Raw genomic sequence first — 15,273 nt, 5'->3', positions numbered from 1 at the left:
ATGATCTCTCGTGCTGCTGCGCATGGCCTACCTCGCCGCCACCAACGCCTTCGCCTTGCTACGTCTGCTGCCGATGAGCGACCGGGACAAGGACATCGAGATCCTCGCCCTGCGGCACCAGTTGCTGGTCCAGCAACGCCAGGCCGGCAAGCCGACGTTCACCGACACCGACCGGGAGATCCTGGCCGACCTGCTCCGCCGCCCGCCGAGGGAGAAGCTGCGGCATCTCCTGCTGCTGGTCCGCCCGGAGACGATCTTGCGCTGGCACCGCGACCTGCTCACGCGGAGCCATGCTGCGACCTGCGCGCCGAAGCGTCGCGGGCGCCCGCCGACCGTCCGCTCGATTCGCGCCCTGGTGCTGCGCCTGGCCCGGGAGAACAGCTCGTGGGGATACCGCCGGATCCACGGTGAGCCTGCGGCGCTGGGCATCCAGGTCGCCGCCTCCACCGTCTGGGAGATCCTCAAGGAGCACGGCATTCCGCCCGCGCCCGAACGGCAGAGCACGACCTGGGCGGACTTTCTGCGTAGCCAGGCCGACGCACTGCTCGCCTGCGATCTCTTCGAGGTCCGCCCCCTGGCCGGGGCGCGGCTGTACGTCTTCGCCGTCATCGAGCACACGACAAGGCGCATCCGGGTTCTGGGCGCCACCGCCCACCCGACCGCGCAGTGGATCGTGCAGCTCGGGCGTAACCTCCTCATCGACCTCGAGGACGCCGGCAGCAAAGCCAGATTCCTGATCCGCGACCGCGACTCGAAGTTCACAACCGCCTTCGACGCCCTGGTGGCCGACGCCTGCCTGAAGGTCATCACCACAGGCATCCAGATGCCCCGGATGAACTCCCTCATGGAGCGCTGGATACAGACCTGCCGACGCGAGCTCCTGGACCGTACCTTGATCTGGAACCAGAGCCACCTCCTCTACGCACTACGTGAGTTCGAGACCCATGACAACGAGCACCGACCACACCGGACCCTCAAGCAAGCCGCACCACTCCGCCCACTCCCCCAACCGGTCAACGGCCCACCACAGCTCGGGGACCTGGAGGTCCGCCGACGAGACCGACTCGGTGGAACCCTCCGCGAGTACCGACATACCGCTTGACCAGGCCGGATGATTATTCGGCCCCCGCAGTGTCGGGGTGGTTGGGGCCCAGGACCCGCAGACAGTCGTCCAGCAGCTCGGCGTACGCGGTGACGGTCCCGGCCACACCCCCTGCCCGGCCCCACCAATAGGCGAGGGTGCTCCGGGCGCTGAGGGTGTAGACGTGGTCGTGGCCGAGGTGGGAGGCCCCTGCCCTGAACGCCCTCGCGAAGACCATCATCCCCGGGGAGCACTTCGAGTTCTCCGCCGGGACCGCCGGGACCGCTTCTTCGACGAGAGCCGCATGCTCATCGTCAGGCAGTGGGTCCACAACACATTCCGGACCAACCCGACGCCGATGCTTGAGCACATGCTTGGCAACCTCGCCCTCACCGGCACCGAGGATCTGCTCGACCTCGGATGCGGCAACGGCTTCATCCTGGAAGGCCTGCGCCCTCACCTCACCGACGGCTCGATCACCGGACTCGACATCGCCCCGGCCGTCCTGGACGCCGCCCGGCAGCGGCTGCACGGCACCGCCACCCCGTGCACATGGATCGAGAGCAGCGCCGACGACCTGTCCAGCCTCGGCGACGACACGTTCGACCGCGTCATGGCCAACTACATGATCCACTACGTGCCGGACCTGGACCACTGCTTCGCCGGGGTCCGCCGCGTGATGCGCCCCGGCGGCATCTTCCAGCTCACCACCGACCGCACCGACAGATCCTGGAGATGTACCAGCTGCACTTCACCGCCTTGAGGGACATGAACGCCCCTGAGGACCTGTTCAAGGCCACCCCCAAGGGGCGGCTCTCGTTGGACAACGCCCCCCAGCTGCGGGCCCACTTCGAGCACGTGCAGGTCGTCTCCTGGCAGGACCAGCTGCGCTTCACCGAACCCGACCCCTTCATGCGCTTCTACGAGGTCGGCCACAACCACTGCTGCGCCTCCTCCGAGCCCGACGAGTTCCTGGACGACGGCTTCTTCCGCGAACTGCGCGATCGCGTCCGCGCCCAGGTCACCGCGGCAATCGCCACCACCGGCTACTTCGCGGTGCCGAAGTTCACCGGCTCCTTCCTGTGCCGGTGAACCCTGCAGAAGAGCCGATGAACGGCTGCCGTCCGGAGGCGGCCCGGAGCGTTGGTAGCGTCAGGGGATGCCGTGCCAGCCGGCCCGGTGTGCCGCTCGACCGAGAGAGACCTGATGCCCCCGACGATCCGCAGGGCTGTGATCCCCGCCGCCGGACTCGGCTCCCGCCTCCTGCCCCTGACCAAGGCCACGCCGAAGGAAATGCTGCCAGTCGGCGACAAGCCGGTGATCGAACACACCGTGCGCGAACTCGTGGCATCCGGCATCACGGACATCACCATCGTCGTCTCCGGCGGCAAGGCGCTGATCCAGGAGCACTTCCGGCCCAACCCCGCCCTGGTCGAGCAGCTGCGCGCCGACGGCAAGACCGCCTACGCGGACGCCGTGGATGAGGTAGCAGAGCTGGCCAGCAAGGGCCACATCACCTACCTCGACCAGCACGGCCCGTACGGCAACGGCACCCCCGTGCTCAACGCCGCCAGGAACTTCGGTGACGAGCCCATGCTGGTGCTCTGGCCCGACGACGTGTTCGTGGCCGACGTGCCCCGCGCCCAGCAGCTGATCCGCGCGTACGAGGCGACCAACTGCCCGGTACTGGCCCTGATGCCGATGGACCCCGCCGACTCCCAGCGCTACGGCGTACCCGTGGTCAAGGAGGACCTGGACGACGGGCTGCTGCGCATCACCGGACTGGTCGAAAAACCCAAACCGGCCGATGCACCCTCCTCGTACGCGGCCATCGGCGGCTACGTCATCACCCCCGGCATCATTGACGAACTGCGCGAGCAGACCAAGCGCTGGTACGACCACCGCGAAGGCGAGGTCTACCTGACCGACGCCATCAACGCCTACGCCGCCGGCCGCGCGGTGTACGGCCAGGTCATCCAGGGCCGCTGGTACGACACCGGCAACCCGGCCGACTACCTCGTCGCCCAGTTCGCCTCCGCCCTGACCCACCCGGAGTACGGGCCCGTCCTGCGCCGCCTCGCCCGCGAGCTCGGCGACGGCCAGGACCCCGCATCCGGCACCCAGAGCACCACCACGACCTGATCCGCCGCTCCCCTCGGGCCGCCCGGCCACGGCGAGCGGTCGGCCCCGAGGGAGCGCCCGTGGCACCCCAACCTGTCTACGAAAACCTGCCTACGAACCCGTCATCGACCGGCACGACACCTGGCTGGCCGTCAACCCCGTCCAGGGCTGCCCCAAGGGCTGCGCCTACTGCTACCTGCAGGACCTGGGCCTCACCCGCGCCAAGCCCACCGTCCTCGCCACGCCCGAGGACACGCTCGAACAGCTCCTCGCCCACCGCTACTACCACCCCGAGCTGGCCTGGTACCCCCTGCAGAATCCCGCCCAGCGGCCCATCTGCGCCAAGGTCTCGGCGTGGTCCGCGCGATAGCCGTAGAAGCTGACGGTGAGACCGTTGATGACCAGGGAGCGGGGTGCTCGGCCCCCGCGCACGACGATCTTCCAGATGGCGTCCCGGTCGAAGCCGGCCCACCAGCGACCCGGTCGCCCCGGACGGAGATGAGGGGGTTCAAAGCGTCGGCGGGGGCGGCGATCCGCAGGCAGACAGGGCCACGTAGGGGGCGAGCTCCGCGAAGCTCTTTCGCCGTCTTCCGGTCGTCACTTGGAGGATAAACCTCCTAGCAGGGCCGACCCTGGCGCCAGAGCACCACGGCTGCCTCCAGCTTTCCCATGGTCAGTCGCTACTGGCCGTTCGATCCTCCTCACGGGCCATTTCGGTTACTGAGGCGAAATCAGTCGGCGGGCTTGCCGAACCAACGGGAGAGGTGGTCGTCCAGGTCCTGCTGATCGTCGCCGATCCAGGCGACGTGGCCGTCGGGGCGTAGCAGGACACACGGAACATCCAGTCCCGCAGCGGGATCCGCGAGGTGATCGACCCGGTCTGACCAGCCGCTGACGGTCAGGCGTTCGGTGCGGTCCAGCAGCAGTCCGCGGCCGCGATGCAGCAGACCGTAGAGGTGGCCCTGTTTCACGTCGATGTCGCGCAGGCGGCGGCCGAGCAGGTCGGGGCCTTCGCCGAAGTCGTAGCGGATGCCGATCGCGGTGATCTTCTCGATCAGATAGCGGTTCACCTCGTCGAAGTCCATCAGTTCGGTGAGCAGCCTGCGCACGGCCTGCGGGCCCGGTTCGGTGGACAGCAGTTCCATCTGGGCACGGGTGTTGTCCAGCACGTCCGCGGCGACCGGATGACGCTCAGCCTGGTAGGTGTCCAGCAGTGTTTCCGGCGCCCAGCCGCGGATCTGTCCGGCCAGTTTCCAGCCGAGGTTGAATGCGTCCTGAACGCCCAGGTTGAGGCCCTGTCCCCCGGTGGGTGGATGGATGTGTGCCGCATCGCCTGCCAGCAGCACCCGCCCGACCCGATAACGTTCGGCCAGCCGGGTGGCGTCCCCGAAGCGGGACAACCAGCGCGGGGAGTGCACGCCGAAATCGGTTCCGGCGATGGTGCGCAGCTGTTGTCTGAAATCCTCGAGGGTGAGCGGTTCCGCGCGATCGCTGACTCCCGCGACGGGGACTACGACGCGATAGACCCCTTCGCCGAAGGGCCTGAGACTGAAAATCTTGTTGGTCTCGTTGATTTCGGTCACCTTGGCGGCGATCTCCTCCTGTGGCACACTCACTTCCATCTCGCCCATCAGCGTCTCGGTCTGCGAGGGCTCGCCGGGGAAGCCGACGCCGAGCAGTTTGCGCACCGTACTGCGCCCGCCGTCACAGCCGACGAGATAGCGCGAACGCAGCTGTTCGCCGTCGGCCAGCTCGACGGTCACACCCTCGTCGTCCTGCTCGAAATCGGCCACCGCACAGCCGCGCCGGACCTGCGCACCCAGTTGCATCGCACGTTCTTCGAGAAGGCGAACGATGGCCGGCTGTGGGATGCCCAGCAGATAGGCGTGCGCGGAATCCAGGTTCTCGGGCGCGGGTTTGGTGATGGCGGCGAAGAATCCGCCGGCCGGACGCTTCCTTCCGTGTTCGAGAATGCGATCCAGCAGACCGCGCATTGCCATCAGCTCGATACTACGAATGTGCAGACCGACTATGCGGGCGAACGACACGGGCTCGGTTTCCTTCTCCAGAACGAGTACCCGCACATCGTGCAGCCGCAGCTCGGCGGCCAGCATCGCGCCGGTCGGCCCGCACCCGGCAATGATCACGTCGAACATGAGGGGCGCGCGATCGCCGCCGGGGGCCGACGACTGGAGTCGGGGGACGTCGCCCACGGTGAAGTGGCGTTCGACCGTATCGTTCGACGACGACTCGGAGGTGAATCGCAGAGAGCGCATAGGTGTTGCCTTTCGGGAGGGCCTTGTTGTCGAGGCGCTCCCGGCGACACCTACGTCAATCGCCGGCCGTGACGGGAAGGGGGAGCACCCACGTCGATACAGCGTTCATGGGTCTCACCTCCTCGGGCGGTGTCGCGGTCCACTGCAAGCTACAAGCCCGTGCATCACCCCGTCCAATCATTTCCCAGCCACGTGATCACGACTCCAAGCGGGCCCGTGCGGTTGCCGGGCGAATCCGGCGTGGCGGCCTGGCCGGCCACGGTCGCTGTCGCTGTCGCTGTCGCTGTCGACGGTCTGCTCTTGGCTGCCCCGAGTGACGGATCTCCTCCGGTTCGGCCTCGGTTGTAGCTTCGGCGAGGGTGGGGACGCGGGCTGCGAGCGTGCGGTACGCGGCGGGGCCCAGGTGCAGGACGACGGGGTGGGCGGCCCGGATGACCGGCAGTTCAGCGAGGAAGTGGTCGGTGCCGTCCGCCCGGTCAAGCACGGACGGGCCGGGTCTCCGTGCCGCGCTCCAGGCACGCGCAGGAGTCGATGCTGATAATGGCGAGCGTGGCCAACTCCTCTCGGGGCAACTCCCGCGTGCGACGGAGGCCGTCACCTGCCGGGAGACCGAGGTCGTTGTCGCGTCTTCGACCGCACCGTCTCCCAGGAGGAAGTGCCCGAGGGCTACCGGGCGATGGACCAGCGCGAGGCGCTGAAGGTCCTGGTCACACCGTAGGACCCAACCGGCCCGGATGGCGACGGTGGTCCACCGGTTCACATCCGGACGCCTCGCAGCACAAGGACAGTCCTGACCGCGCCCTGGCATCCACGTCTTCTCCATTCCGGAGCGTCGGCTTCGGCACGCATGGACCACAAGCCGGGCGGAGTGCCGGCAGCTTCCCCGATGCGCGTCATGCGCCGTCGGACCCGCCCGCATCGCGCAGCAGCAAGGAGAGGGACTCCGGAGTGATCTCTCCAGCACAGTGCCGGCACCCGGAGTCCACCCGCAGCGGATGACCGCACTCGTGCCCGAAGGCGACCGCAGGCGCGTCGACTGCCCACTTGTCGCCCCATTGCAGGAATCCGATCATGACCGGGAAGAGCTCCTTCCCCGCCTGGGTCAGGTGGTATTCGTGGCGCGGGGGGTGCTCGCTGTACTGCCGCCGCTCGATCACACCTGCCGCTTCGAGCTTGCGCAGCCGGTCGGCGAGGATGTCGCGCGGCGCGCCTGTGTAGCCGACGATCTTCGCGAAACGGTGCACGCCGTAAGCCAGTTCCCGCAGCGCGAGCAGCGACCACCGCTCACCGACGATCTGCAGTGCGGCAGCCATCGAGCAGGGGCGCACGCCTACGGGCATGCCCGCCATCGCCGAGGTCAGGGGCCTTGCGACGGCCCCGGTCCCGGTCCCACCCACCGGCTGCTCCCTGTCCTGCTGGGGTTGTACGTCCATGATCCCACGTTACCCCTGGTTGGTTGCGTTTCACGACTCACTCACGCTAGCGTCCCGGCACGTCAGTAGGAAATCACAACTCACTTGCGAGGAATCCATGGCTGTATCCGACGGGGGCTCCACAGCTGCGCCTGCGGAGTCACCGACGGCGGGCGAGCCGGCCCAGGACGCCGCGGCCCGACGGCACGCGCTGCGGGTACTGACCCTGAGCAGCCTCGGCGCGTTCGTGGTGTTCCTCGACACCACGATCGTCAACGTCGCGTTCGAGACCATCAGCCGCAGTTTCCATGACACGGCCGGCCATCTGGCGTGGGTGCTCAACGCCTACAGCCTGGTGTTCGCCGCGGTTCTCATCCCGGCCGGGCGGCTCGCCGACCGTTACGGGCGCAAGCGAGTCTTCCTCACCGGCATCATCGGCTTCGCGGTGACGAGCGCCCTGTGCGGCCTGGCACCGAACGCCGGGACGCTCATCGCGGGGCGGGCCCTGCAAGCGGTGTTCGCCGCCCTGGTCACTCCCACATCACTGGCCCTGATCCTCCCGGAGTTTCCGGCCGCCCGGCGAGCGGTCGCGATCGGCACCTGGGGCTCCATGAGCGCGGCGGCGGCCGCCCTCGGCCCCACCCTGGGCGCGCTGTTGACCCAGTACGCCTCCTGGCGCTGGATCTTCCTGGTCAACCTGCCGATCTGCGCGCTGATCGCCGCCTTCGGCCTGCGCCTGCTGCGCGAAGCCCGCGACCCGCACGCCGACGGCCTGCCCGACCCCCTCGGCGTACTGCTGGTCGCCGCGATGCCCGCGGCGCTGAGTCTGGGCATCATCGAGGGACCGAACTGGGGATGGACCGACCCACGCGTGATCGGTGCCTTCGTGCTCGCCGCGCTGCTGCTCCCCGTCTTCGTGCTGCGCAACCGCTCCGCCGCGCGGCCCGTGATGGACTTCGCCCTCTTCCACGTCCGCCAGTTCCGGCTCGTGAACGCCGCGACGCTGGTGTTCGCGGCCGCCTTCTTCGGCATGCTGCTGAGCAACATCATCTTCCTGCAGACGGTGTGGCACTACTCGGTGCTGCGCGCCGCGCTCGCCACCGCACCGACCCCGCTGGTGGTGACCGCCACAGCCGGCTCCGCCAGCCGCCTCTCCCACACCTACGGGGCACGCCGTGTACTCACCCTGGGCGCGGTCTTCTGGACGGCCGGCCTCGCCCTCAACGCGACCCTCGTCGGCGCCACCCCCCACTGGAGCACTCACTGGCTGCCCGCGGCGCTGCTCATCGGACTCGGCATCGGGCTCACCCTGCCCGTCCAGTCCGGAGCGGCCGTCCAGACGCTGCCGCCGGGGCGGTTCGCGCTCGGCTCGGCGATCAACGCGAGCCTCCGTCAACTCGGCGCGGTCCTCGGTATCAGCCTCTTCGTGGCCGTCCTCGGCACGCCTACGGCGGCCACCGCCGTCGACTCCTTCCACCGCGTCTGGTGGCTCTTCGCCGCTCTCGGCCTGGCCGCCGGCGCCGTCCTCTGGACACCGAGCCGCCGCCGAGACGCCGGGGCAACCGGCCACGATCCGGCATACGGCACTCCCGACGGGACCAGCGGCCACTGACCGAGCTCTACGCCGAGGGGCGACCAACGCTGTACCCGTCTCTGTGCGGTGCAGCCACGGTCTGCGGGCGGCATGAGGGATTCCGTGGGGTTTCCTCGGGTGCCGGGAATCGGCGAGGTCGCCGACTCGCCGTGGAGAGGGGCGCGCCGACCGCCGCCAAGCCGATTGCGGTGGTCACGGGCTGCCCGGAGAGACCCGCGGCCAGGCCGACAACTGAACGCCGTCAGCCGGCCGATGAAGCGGATCAGCCCGGCGCTCGCGCCGTGTGGAGCGCCTGCTCCCACCCGTCGAGCGCCCCGGGGTGTCGTGCGGAACGCCTCTGTACGGCTCAGTCCTTGATCTCACACGTGGGTAACCCGGGAGACCAGCTCGCTCGGTCCGGCTCCGCCCGTCGACGGCATCTCCGGCGGGCGGAACCGAACCGGGACTGGTCGGCCCCCGACTTCATGTGCGGGGCGACATCACTCAACTCCCGTCTCTGCTCGGCAAGGTCCCTGGCGTGAGCGATGTCGTCGGCCGGCGCAGACGCCGACCCGACACGCTCCTTGCGGACCGTGGCTACGACCACGACCACGACCAGTACCGTCGGCTGCTGTGGCAGCGTAGGACGGCCCGTGCGGTCATCGCCGAACGAGGCCAGGCAAACGGCTCCGGCCTGGGCATTTTGTTCCCGGGACACAGGAGATTCCGTCGACCCCATCGATGAGGCCACCCGCCGACGAGGCCGCGCGAGCCTGATGGCGCATCAAGTCGCCATGGCCCGTGTGGACAGTGGCGCCGTGGCCGGTGCTGCTCCGGTCAGGTGGTGAGTCCTGCGTCGCGAGCCATGAGGGCCGCTTGGACGCGGTTGGTGACGTCCAGCGCGGTCAGGATGCGGCTGACGTGGGCCTTGACGGTGCTCTCGCGCATGGCGAGGCGGGTGGCGATGTCGGCGTTGGTGTCGCCACGCGCGAGGAGGGCGAGCACATCGCGCTCGCGGGGGGTGAGCCGGTCCAATCGGGCCTGCGCTGTGGCGGTTTGGGGCTGGTTGGTCGCGTGGTAGCGGTCGATGAGGCGACGGGCCGCGGTGGGGTGGAGCATCGCCGAGCCGGCGGCCACGAGGTGGACGGCGCGCAGGATCTCGGCCGGGTCGGTGTCCTTGAGCAGGAACCCGTCGGCTCCGGCGGCGAGGGCGTTGTAGACGTACTCGTCGAGGTCGAAGGTGGTCAGGGTGATCACCTTCGGCGGGTGGGGAAGGGCCCGCAGCCGGGTGGTGGCGGTGATGCCGTCCATGCGGGGCATGCGTACGTCGACGAGGGCGACGTCGATGTGGTGGGCGGTGGCCTGCTCGATGGCCTGGAGGCCGTCGGCGGCCTGGGCGACCACCTCGATGTCTTCGTCGCCGTCGAGGAGGTCGGCCAGACCGAGGCGGACCAGAGCGTCGTCATCGACGATCAAGGTGCGAATCATGTGCGGGTGCCGTTCTTTCCGTCGCCGGTGGGGTGGGGAATGCGGGCGGCCAGCCGCCAGGCGCCGGCCCCGGCGGGTCCGGCGGTGAGATGACCGCCGAGGGCGGTGACGCGTTCGCGCAGACCGACGAGCCCGTAGCCGGAGCCGACGGTGTCTGTGCGGGGTGCTCCAGGGGAGTTGGTGACCTCGACCAGCGTGGCCGGCGGCCGGTAGTCGATGCGTACGGTCACTTCGGCCCCGTCTGCGTGCTTGCGGGCGTTGGTCAGTGCTTCCTGGACGATCCGGTACACCGCCAGTCGGTGGGTGGTGGGAGCCTGCTCCGCAGGGCCGTCCGCGGTCAGTTCAATGTGCTGCCCGGCAGAACGGGCCTCGTCGACGAGTTCCTGTACGTCCCTCATAACCGGCGTGAGTGCGGAACCCGTCTCCCCGGCGTCGGGGCCGCGCAGGGCACCGAGCACGTCACGCAGGTCGGCCAGGGCTTCGACGGACGTGGTGCGCAGCAGACGGAGACGTTCGGCGACCGGTGCGGGCAGCGTGTCGCCCCTGGTCGCCAGGACACCGGTGTGCAGGGCGATCAGGCTCAGCCGGTGAGCCAGCACGTCGTGCATCTCCGCGGAGATACGGGAGCGTTCCGCGGCGCGGGCCGCCTCTTCACGCAGCGTCGACTCGACGCGCAGGTGCTCGACGTCGGCGGCCAGGACCTCAAGCAGGCGTCGCCGACTGCCCAGCCACAGACCGACAACGACAGCCAGGAGCGGCAGGAGCAGAGTGGAGGCGTAACTCTGCCCCGTCCAGAGTGAGGTGGCCGGGTAGCTGAGCAGGTTGGCGCCCAGCGCGGCCACGGCGCATCCCACCGCCACCCGCGCCCGGCGATTCACCGCCAGGTCGAACAGGGCGATCACCAACAGCGGCAGCAGCGGCGATCCCCACCACGCGGTGGCCGCGGTGATCAGCAGCGGCGCCGCCGGCCACCGCAGCCGGGGCACGAGCAGAGCCGCTCCGCACAGCAGGGTTACAACGGTCACGGGGATCAAGTAGCGGTGATCGCTGAGCGACGCCGCGTTCAGCGCGGCGGCCGGCACGCACAACGCCACCAAGCCCACCCGTCCGTAGGCAGCCCACCTCCGGCCCTCTCTTTTGCTCACCCCGCCAATCCTAGGAGGACGGTTGTGCCGTTCCCTCCGACGATCTTCTCTGAACGCCCCCTACTTTCGTAGGGGGAAAGCGTCGCACAACGACGGATCCAATGCCGGGCATCGGTTTCTAGCGTCGAAACCATGAACGACTGGACCACCTCACACGACCGTGTCCTGGCGCAGCGCCATGCCGAGGGCTGGATGTTCCTGATCGAAGCGGCCCGCGATCTGCGCACCACCGGTGCCATCGCCCCCAGCGGCAGGGCCCTGGCCCGCGCCCTGACCGAACCGGTGCGGGTCCAGGCACCCCAACCCCTTTCCGTCCTGGAAGCCGGCGCCGGCACCGGCGCGGTCACCCGCACCCTGATACCCCAACTGCCGAGGGGCAGCCGCCTGGACATCGTCGAGGCCAACCCACGCTTCACCGCGCAGCTCCGTCACCTCGTCGGCACACACCCGAGTCCGGCCAGTCGGCCGACGCAGGTGAACGTGCACCAGGCATACGTCGAGGACCTCGGCACCGACGAACGCTACGACGTGATCGTCTCCGGGCTGCCGCTGACCAACTTCGCCCCCGCACAGGTCGAGCGCATCATGGCCCGCTACCTGGAGCTACTGCACCCCGGCGGCACCCTGACCTACTTCGCCTACGTCGGCACGCGCAAAGCCCGTGCCCTGACGGCATCACGAGCCGAAGCGAGCCGCCACGCCGAGGTGGACGAGGTGATGGCCGCCTACCAGCGCAGCTACGCCACCGGCCGCTGGACCGTCTGGGCGAACCTGCCCCCGGCCCACGTCTGGCACCTGCAACGGCCCCACGCGGTCCCCCACGAGTCGCAGCCGACAACGGACGGAGCAAGGCGATGAACATCCTGTCCGACATCCTCGACCACCTCCCCCCTGCCTCCGCTTACACGGTGGTGGCCCTGGCCGTCCTGGCCGAGTCGCTCCTCCTGGTCGGCGCGTTCGTCCCCACGCTCACCCTGCTCCTGACCGCGGGCGCCCTGGCCCGCACCGGCCACATCAGCCTTCCCCTCGTCATCGCCGCCGCGGCCGGCGCCGTGGTGGTGGGCGACTTCCTCGCCCACCGCACGGGCAGGCTCCTCGGTGATCACCTGCGCACCGGCCGCGTGGGCCGTCGTATCCCCGGCGCCGCCTGGCACCGGGCCGAGACACTCATGACCCGCCACGGCGGCCGGGCCGTCTTCCTGGTGCGGTTCCTGCCCGTGGTCCGCACGCTCGCCCCCCACTTCGCAGGCGCCACCCGACTGCCGTACCGCCGCATCGCTCCGTACAGCGTCACGGCCGCCTGCCTGTGGGCCACAGCCGAGGCCGGCGTCGGGTACGCGGCCGCGACATCGCTCCAGCGGATCCTCACTCTGGGCGGTCCCGCCGTAGCCGTGGCCGCCCTGACGGCCGTTGGAGTGGCGCTCCTGCGTCGTTCTACGCACAACGCACAACACGCTGCCGCTGACCGGCATGAGTGCCGTCATCGCACCCCTTGACTCCAGTCGGCCGGTCTTGCCCTTCGCCGATGGGAGCCGACCCCAGGGCGGTCCGGCACGGTGCAGGCCCGCGTGCGGAGCGCGTCTTGACCGGTCGGGTACCGACGCGCTCCTGTCCCGAAGTGGCAGGACACGCTCGGGTCAGCGGCCGGCGAGGAGCTCGAGTGTGTCGATCACGCGGTTCGAGAAGCCCCACTCGTTGTCGTACCAGGCGACCACCTTCACATGCCGGCCGTCGACCCGGGTGAGGGCCGAGTCGAAGATCGACGAGGCCGGATTGCCCGTGATGTCGGAGGACACGAGCGGGAAGTCCGAGTACTCGAGGATGCCGGCGAGCGGCCCATCCGCCGCGGCGCGGTACGCGCTCAGCACGTCCTCGCGCGTCACGTCACGGGCGACGGTCGTGTTGAGCTCGACAATCGAGCCCACCGGGACCGGCACACGGATCGAGTCGCCCGACAGCTTGCCGGCCAGGTTCGGCAGCACGAGGCCGATCGCCTTGGCGGCGCCCGTCGTGGTCGGCACGATGTTGACGGCGGCAGCTCGGGCGCGACGGGCGTCGCGGTGCGGACCATCCAGCAGGTTCTGCTCCTGCGTGTAGGCGTGCACCGTCGTCATGAAGCCGTGCTCGATGCCGGCGAGCTCGTCGAGTACCGCGGCCAGCGGTGCGAGCGCATTGGTCGTGCACGAGGCGTTCGAGACGATCGTGTGCAGGGTCGGGTCGTACGTGTCGCTGTTGACCCCGAACGCCAGCGTGACGTCAGCGCCGTCAGACGGCGCGCTGACCAGCACCTTCTTCGCGCCCGCATCGACGTGGGCGCGGGCAGCCTCTGCCGACGTGAAGCGGCCGGTCGCTTCGAGGACGATGTCGACACCGAGTTCGGCCCACGGCAGCTGCGACGGTTCACGCTCGGCGAGCACCTTGATGCGACGGCCGTCGACGACGAGGGCGTCCCCGTCGACGGTCACCGGGCGACCGAGCCGGCCGGCCGTCGTGTCGTAGGCGAGCAGTCGCGCGAGGGCGACGGGCTCCGTGAGGTCGTTGACGGCCACGACGTCGAGGGTGCTGTCGCGTTCGAGCAGTGCGCGCAGCACGTTGCGTCCGATGCGGCCGAATCCGTTGATGGCGATGCGAGTCATAAGTGCTGTCCCTTCGGTTCGCCACCAAGGCTCACTCGCGGCACTCACCCGGTGACAGTGGCGGGATCGCCACGGTTCAAAAGGATCGCGCCACGTGCGCCGGTGGCGGCGGGACTACTCGCCCTGGGCGAAGGTGCGCCGGTACTCGCTCGGCGTGGTGCCGAGGATGCGGTGGAAGTGCAGCCGCAGATTCGCACCGGTGCCGAGACCGACGTCGGCGGCGATCTGCTCGATGCTGCGCTGCGAACGCTCGAGCAGCTCGCGGGCCATGTCGATGCGGGCTCGCATGACCCACTGCATCGGCGTGTACCCGGTCTCCGCCACGAAGCGCCGCGAGAACGTGCGCGGCGAGACCGCTGCCTGCCGCGCCAGTACCTCGAGGCTGAGGGGCTCGTCGAGCCGGTGCAGCGCCCACTCGCGGGTGACGGCGAACCGCTCACCGAGCGGCTCAGGCACGCTGCGCGGCACATACTGCGCCTGACCGCCGCTGCGGTAGGGGGCTGCGACCAATCGTCGGGCCGCGTGGTTCGACGCAGCCACCCCGAGGTCGCCGCGCAGGATGTGCAGGCACAGGTCGATGCCCGAGGCGGCGCCGGCCGACGTCAGCACGCTGCCCTCGTCGACGAACAGAACGTTCTCATCGACCTCGACGAGCGGATGCCTCGCCACCAGCGCCCGTGTGTAGTGCCAGTGCGTCGTGGCACGCCTGCCGTCGAGCAGGCCCGTGGCGGCGAGCGCGAAGGCGCCCGTCGAGATGGCGGCGAGCCGCGCGCCCCGGTCGTGGGCAGCGATCAGCGCGTCGACGACGGCCTGCGGCGGATCGTCACGGTCCGGGAACCGATAGCCGGGGATGAAGACGATGTCGGCCCACGCAAGTGCGTCAAGGCCATGGGCGACGTGGTACGAAAGGCCGTCGCCACCGGCCACGAGACCAGGTGCCGCGCCGCACAGCCGCACCTCGTACGGCATGCTCGCGCGCGTGCTGAACACCTGCGCGGGGATTCCGACATCGAGCGGCTTCGCACCCTCGAGCACAAGAACGGCGACGCGACGCAGGCGGGAGGCTGACACGGAGACAGGGTACGCAGGGGTGCCTCGGTGCACCTGGATAGGTCGGCCGGGCGCGCAGGGTCCGGGTGAAGCCCAGGCCTGAAGGAATCAGAGCGGCTCCAGGACCACGCCCGCCCCCTCCGGTACCTCCCGACCGTCCGGCCGAGCGGACTCGCCTCACGTGCGGGCGGGGCAACCGGTGAAATTCTCGCCGAGCTGCAGCTCGACGTTCTCGCAGCCGTTCTCGGTGATCGAGGTCTCACCGGTATCGGTGGCGGCGGCGAAGCGCCGCAAGGTCGTCGGCACATGGCCGGTGTTGACGAAGTCCACCCTGCCGCCGGCCGGCTCGCCCACGTTCGCGGTCGGGACTCTGCGACCGGAATCCGGCGTGGCCTCCGCCGCCGCCACCAGGAACTGCAGGAGGGGCACATGCAGGTCGGCCGCGGACGTGGAGGGTGAGCGCGCTCAGGCCGGCCGATCCCTTCCGTCTA

The 15,273-nt window shown here is 69.6% G+C and carries 16 protein-coding genes and 1 pseudogene; 8 read left to right on the top strand and 9 right to left on the bottom strand.

All coding sequences use genetic code 11. The features are described 5' to 3' along the window. Positions 1-10: 10 nt before the first annotated feature. Complete coding sequence (locus ACZ69M_RS39305) at positions 11-1,102, top strand: integrase core domain-containing protein (RefSeq protein WP_470057634.1); 1,092 nt, start codon at positions 11-13, stop codon at positions 1,100-1,102. A 13-nt stretch (positions 1,103-1,115) separates the two neighbouring features. On the opposite strand, the gene ACZ69M_RS39300 is transcribed toward ACZ69M_RS39305, so the two are convergent. Further along, positions 1,116-1,412 carry a hypothetical protein gene (locus ACZ69M_RS39300; RefSeq protein ID WP_470057632.1) on the bottom strand — a complete coding sequence of 99 codons (297 nt, stop codon included), beginning with the start codon at positions 1,410-1,412 and terminating at the stop codon, positions 1,116-1,118. 39 nt (positions 1,413-1,451) lie between these two features. Here ACZ69M_RS39300 and ACZ69M_RS39295 point away from each other — a divergent pair, with 39 nt between their 5' ends. From ACZ69M_RS39295 to ACZ69M_RS39285, 3 genes are all read left to right on the top strand, one after another. After that, a complete protein-coding gene (locus ACZ69M_RS39295) occupies positions 1,452-1,844 on the top strand; it encodes a class I SAM-dependent methyltransferase (RefSeq protein WP_470057631.1) in 393 nt (130 codons plus the stop codon). 5 nt (positions 1,845-1,849) lie between these two features. Next, positions 1,850-2,173, top strand: coding sequence for a hypothetical protein (locus ACZ69M_RS39290; RefSeq protein ID WP_470057629.1), 324 nt, complete (start codon positions 1,850-1,852; stop codon positions 2,171-2,173). A 114-nt stretch (positions 2,174-2,287) separates the two neighbouring features. Continuing rightward, positions 2,288-3,223, top strand: a complete 936-nt coding sequence (locus ACZ69M_RS39285; RefSeq protein ID WP_470057628.1) for a UTP--glucose-1-phosphate uridylyltransferase — start codon at positions 2,288-2,290, stop codon at positions 3,221-3,223. 261 nt (positions 3,224-3,484) lie between these two features. Here the strand turns inward: ACZ69M_RS39285 and ACZ69M_RS39280 are convergent, their stop codons facing one another. Continuing rightward, the gene (locus ACZ69M_RS39280) at positions 3,485-3,640 is read right to left on the bottom strand and encodes a Z1 domain-containing protein (RefSeq protein ID WP_470057717.1); all 156 of its coding nucleotides are present in this window, start codon (positions 3,638-3,640) and stop codon (positions 3,485-3,487) included. A 293-nt stretch (positions 3,641-3,933) separates the two neighbouring features. After that, positions 3,934-5,478: a rifampin monooxygenase gene (rox, locus tag ACZ69M_RS39275; protein WP_470057626.1), complete on the bottom strand. Its 1,545-nt coding sequence runs from the start codon at positions 5,476-5,478 to the stop codon at positions 3,934-3,936. A gap of 625 nt (positions 5,479-6,103) precedes the next feature. Here rox and ACZ69M_RS39270 point away from each other — a divergent pair. Next, positions 6,104-6,196 (top strand): annotated as a pseudogene (locus ACZ69M_RS39270) (zinc-binding dehydrogenase); the annotation flags it as partial. 175 nt (positions 6,197-6,371) lie between these two features. On the opposite strand, the gene ACZ69M_RS39265 reads toward ACZ69M_RS39270, so the two are convergent. Further along, positions 6,372-6,911, bottom strand: a complete 540-nt coding sequence (locus tag ACZ69M_RS39265; protein ID WP_470057624.1) for a winged helix-turn-helix transcriptional regulator — start codon at positions 6,909-6,911, stop codon at positions 6,372-6,374. A gap of 97 nt (positions 6,912-7,008) precedes the next feature. On the opposite strand from ACZ69M_RS39265, the gene ACZ69M_RS39260 reads away from it, so the two are divergent. Continuing rightward, positions 7,009-8,502, top strand: a complete 1,494-nt coding sequence (locus ACZ69M_RS39260) for an MFS transporter (protein ID WP_470057622.1) — start codon at positions 7,009-7,011, stop codon at positions 8,500-8,502. A gap of 798 nt (positions 8,503-9,300) precedes the next feature. Here ACZ69M_RS39260 and ACZ69M_RS39255 read toward each other — a convergent pair. Together ACZ69M_RS39255 and ACZ69M_RS39250 are read right to left on the bottom strand one after the other, a co-directional pair. Then, entirely contained in the window at positions 9,301-9,951 is a 651-nt protein-coding gene (locus ACZ69M_RS39255; RefSeq protein ID WP_470057621.1) for a response regulator, read from the bottom strand. Beyond that, on the bottom strand, positions 9,948-11,096 hold the full coding sequence (locus ACZ69M_RS39250; protein WP_470057619.1) for a sensor histidine kinase: 1,149 nt from the start codon (positions 11,094-11,096) through the stop codon (positions 9,948-9,950). Before ACZ69M_RS39250 ends, ACZ69M_RS39255 begins: the two co-directional genes overlap by 4 nt. 132 nt (positions 11,097-11,228) lie before the next feature. Here ACZ69M_RS39250 and ACZ69M_RS39245 point away from each other — a divergent pair, with 132 nt between their 5' ends. Together ACZ69M_RS39245 and ACZ69M_RS39240 are read left to right on the top strand one after the other, a co-directional pair. Further along, positions 11,229-11,954: a class I SAM-dependent methyltransferase gene (locus ACZ69M_RS39245; protein ID WP_470057617.1), complete on the top strand. Its 726-nt coding sequence runs from the start codon at positions 11,229-11,231 to the stop codon at positions 11,952-11,954. Continuing rightward, the gene (locus ACZ69M_RS39240; RefSeq protein WP_470057615.1) at positions 11,951-12,592 is read left to right on the top strand and encodes a DedA family protein; all 642 of its coding nucleotides are present in this window, start codon (positions 11,951-11,953) and stop codon (positions 12,590-12,592) included. The genes ACZ69M_RS39245 and ACZ69M_RS39240 overlap by 4 nt, the downstream gene beginning before the upstream one ends. Before the next feature lie 141 nt (positions 12,593-12,733). Here the strand turns inward: ACZ69M_RS39240 and gap are convergent, their stop codons facing one another. The 3 genes from gap to ACZ69M_RS39225 form a co-directional block, all read right to left on the bottom strand. Beyond that, positions 12,734-13,732, bottom strand: a complete 999-nt coding sequence (gene gap, locus ACZ69M_RS39235) for a type I glyceraldehyde-3-phosphate dehydrogenase (RefSeq protein ID WP_470057614.1) — start codon at positions 13,730-13,732, stop codon at positions 12,734-12,736. Between the two features lie 114 nt (positions 13,733-13,846). Then, a complete protein-coding gene (locus ACZ69M_RS39230; protein WP_470057612.1) occupies positions 13,847-14,803 on the bottom strand; it encodes a GlxA family transcriptional regulator in 957 nt (318 codons plus the stop codon). Positions 14,804-14,959: 156 nt separating this feature from the next. Beyond that, a complete protein-coding gene (locus tag ACZ69M_RS39225) occupies positions 14,960-15,136 on the bottom strand; it encodes a hypothetical protein (protein WP_470057610.1) in 177 nt (58 codons plus the stop codon). Between the last annotated feature and the right edge of the window lie 137 nt (positions 15,137-15,273).

This window comes from Streptomyces sp. NPDC107454, from assembly GCF_055582885.1.
The sequence above is the reverse complement of the archived record's forward strand: the minus strand, read 5'-3'. Positions and strand labels throughout refer to the sequence as shown.

What these genes read in the sequence shown, in the direction of transcription:
- ACZ69M_RS39295 (WP_470057631.1), top strand. Translation starts at nt 1,452, where the DNA reads ATGCTTGGCAACCTCGCCCTCACCGGCACCGAGGATCTGCTCGACCTC.
- ACZ69M_RS39290 (WP_470057629.1), top strand. Translation starts at nt 1,850, where the DNA reads ATGAACGCCCCTGAGGACCTGTTCAAGGCCACCCCCAAGGGGCGGCTC.
- ACZ69M_RS39285 (WP_470057628.1), top strand. Translation starts at nt 2,288, where the DNA reads ATGCCCCCGACGATCCGCAGGGCTGTGATCCCCGCCGCCGGACTCGGC.
- rox (WP_470057626.1), bottom strand. Translation starts at nt 5,478, where the DNA reads ATGCGCTCTCTGCGATTCACCTCCGAGTCGTCGTCGAACGATACGGTC.
- ACZ69M_RS39265 (WP_470057624.1), bottom strand. Translation starts at nt 6,911, where the DNA reads ATGGACGTACAACCCCAGCAGGACAGGGAGCAGCCGGTGGGTGGGACC.
- ACZ69M_RS39260 (WP_470057622.1), top strand. Translation starts at nt 7,009, where the DNA reads ATGGCTGTATCCGACGGGGGCTCCACAGCTGCGCCTGCGGAGTCACCG.
- ACZ69M_RS39255 (WP_470057621.1), bottom strand. Translation starts at nt 9,951, where the DNA reads ATGATTCGCACCTTGATCGTCGATGACGACGCTCTGGTCCGCCTCGGT.
- ACZ69M_RS39245 (WP_470057617.1), top strand. Translation starts at nt 11,229, where the DNA reads ATGAACGACTGGACCACCTCACACGACCGTGTCCTGGCGCAGCGCCAT.
- ACZ69M_RS39240 (WP_470057615.1), top strand. Translation starts at nt 11,951, where the DNA reads ATGAACATCCTGTCCGACATCCTCGACCACCTCCCCCCTGCCTCCGCT.
- gap (WP_470057614.1), bottom strand. Translation starts at nt 13,732, where the DNA reads ATGACTCGCATCGCCATCAACGGATTCGGCCGCATCGGACGCAACGTG.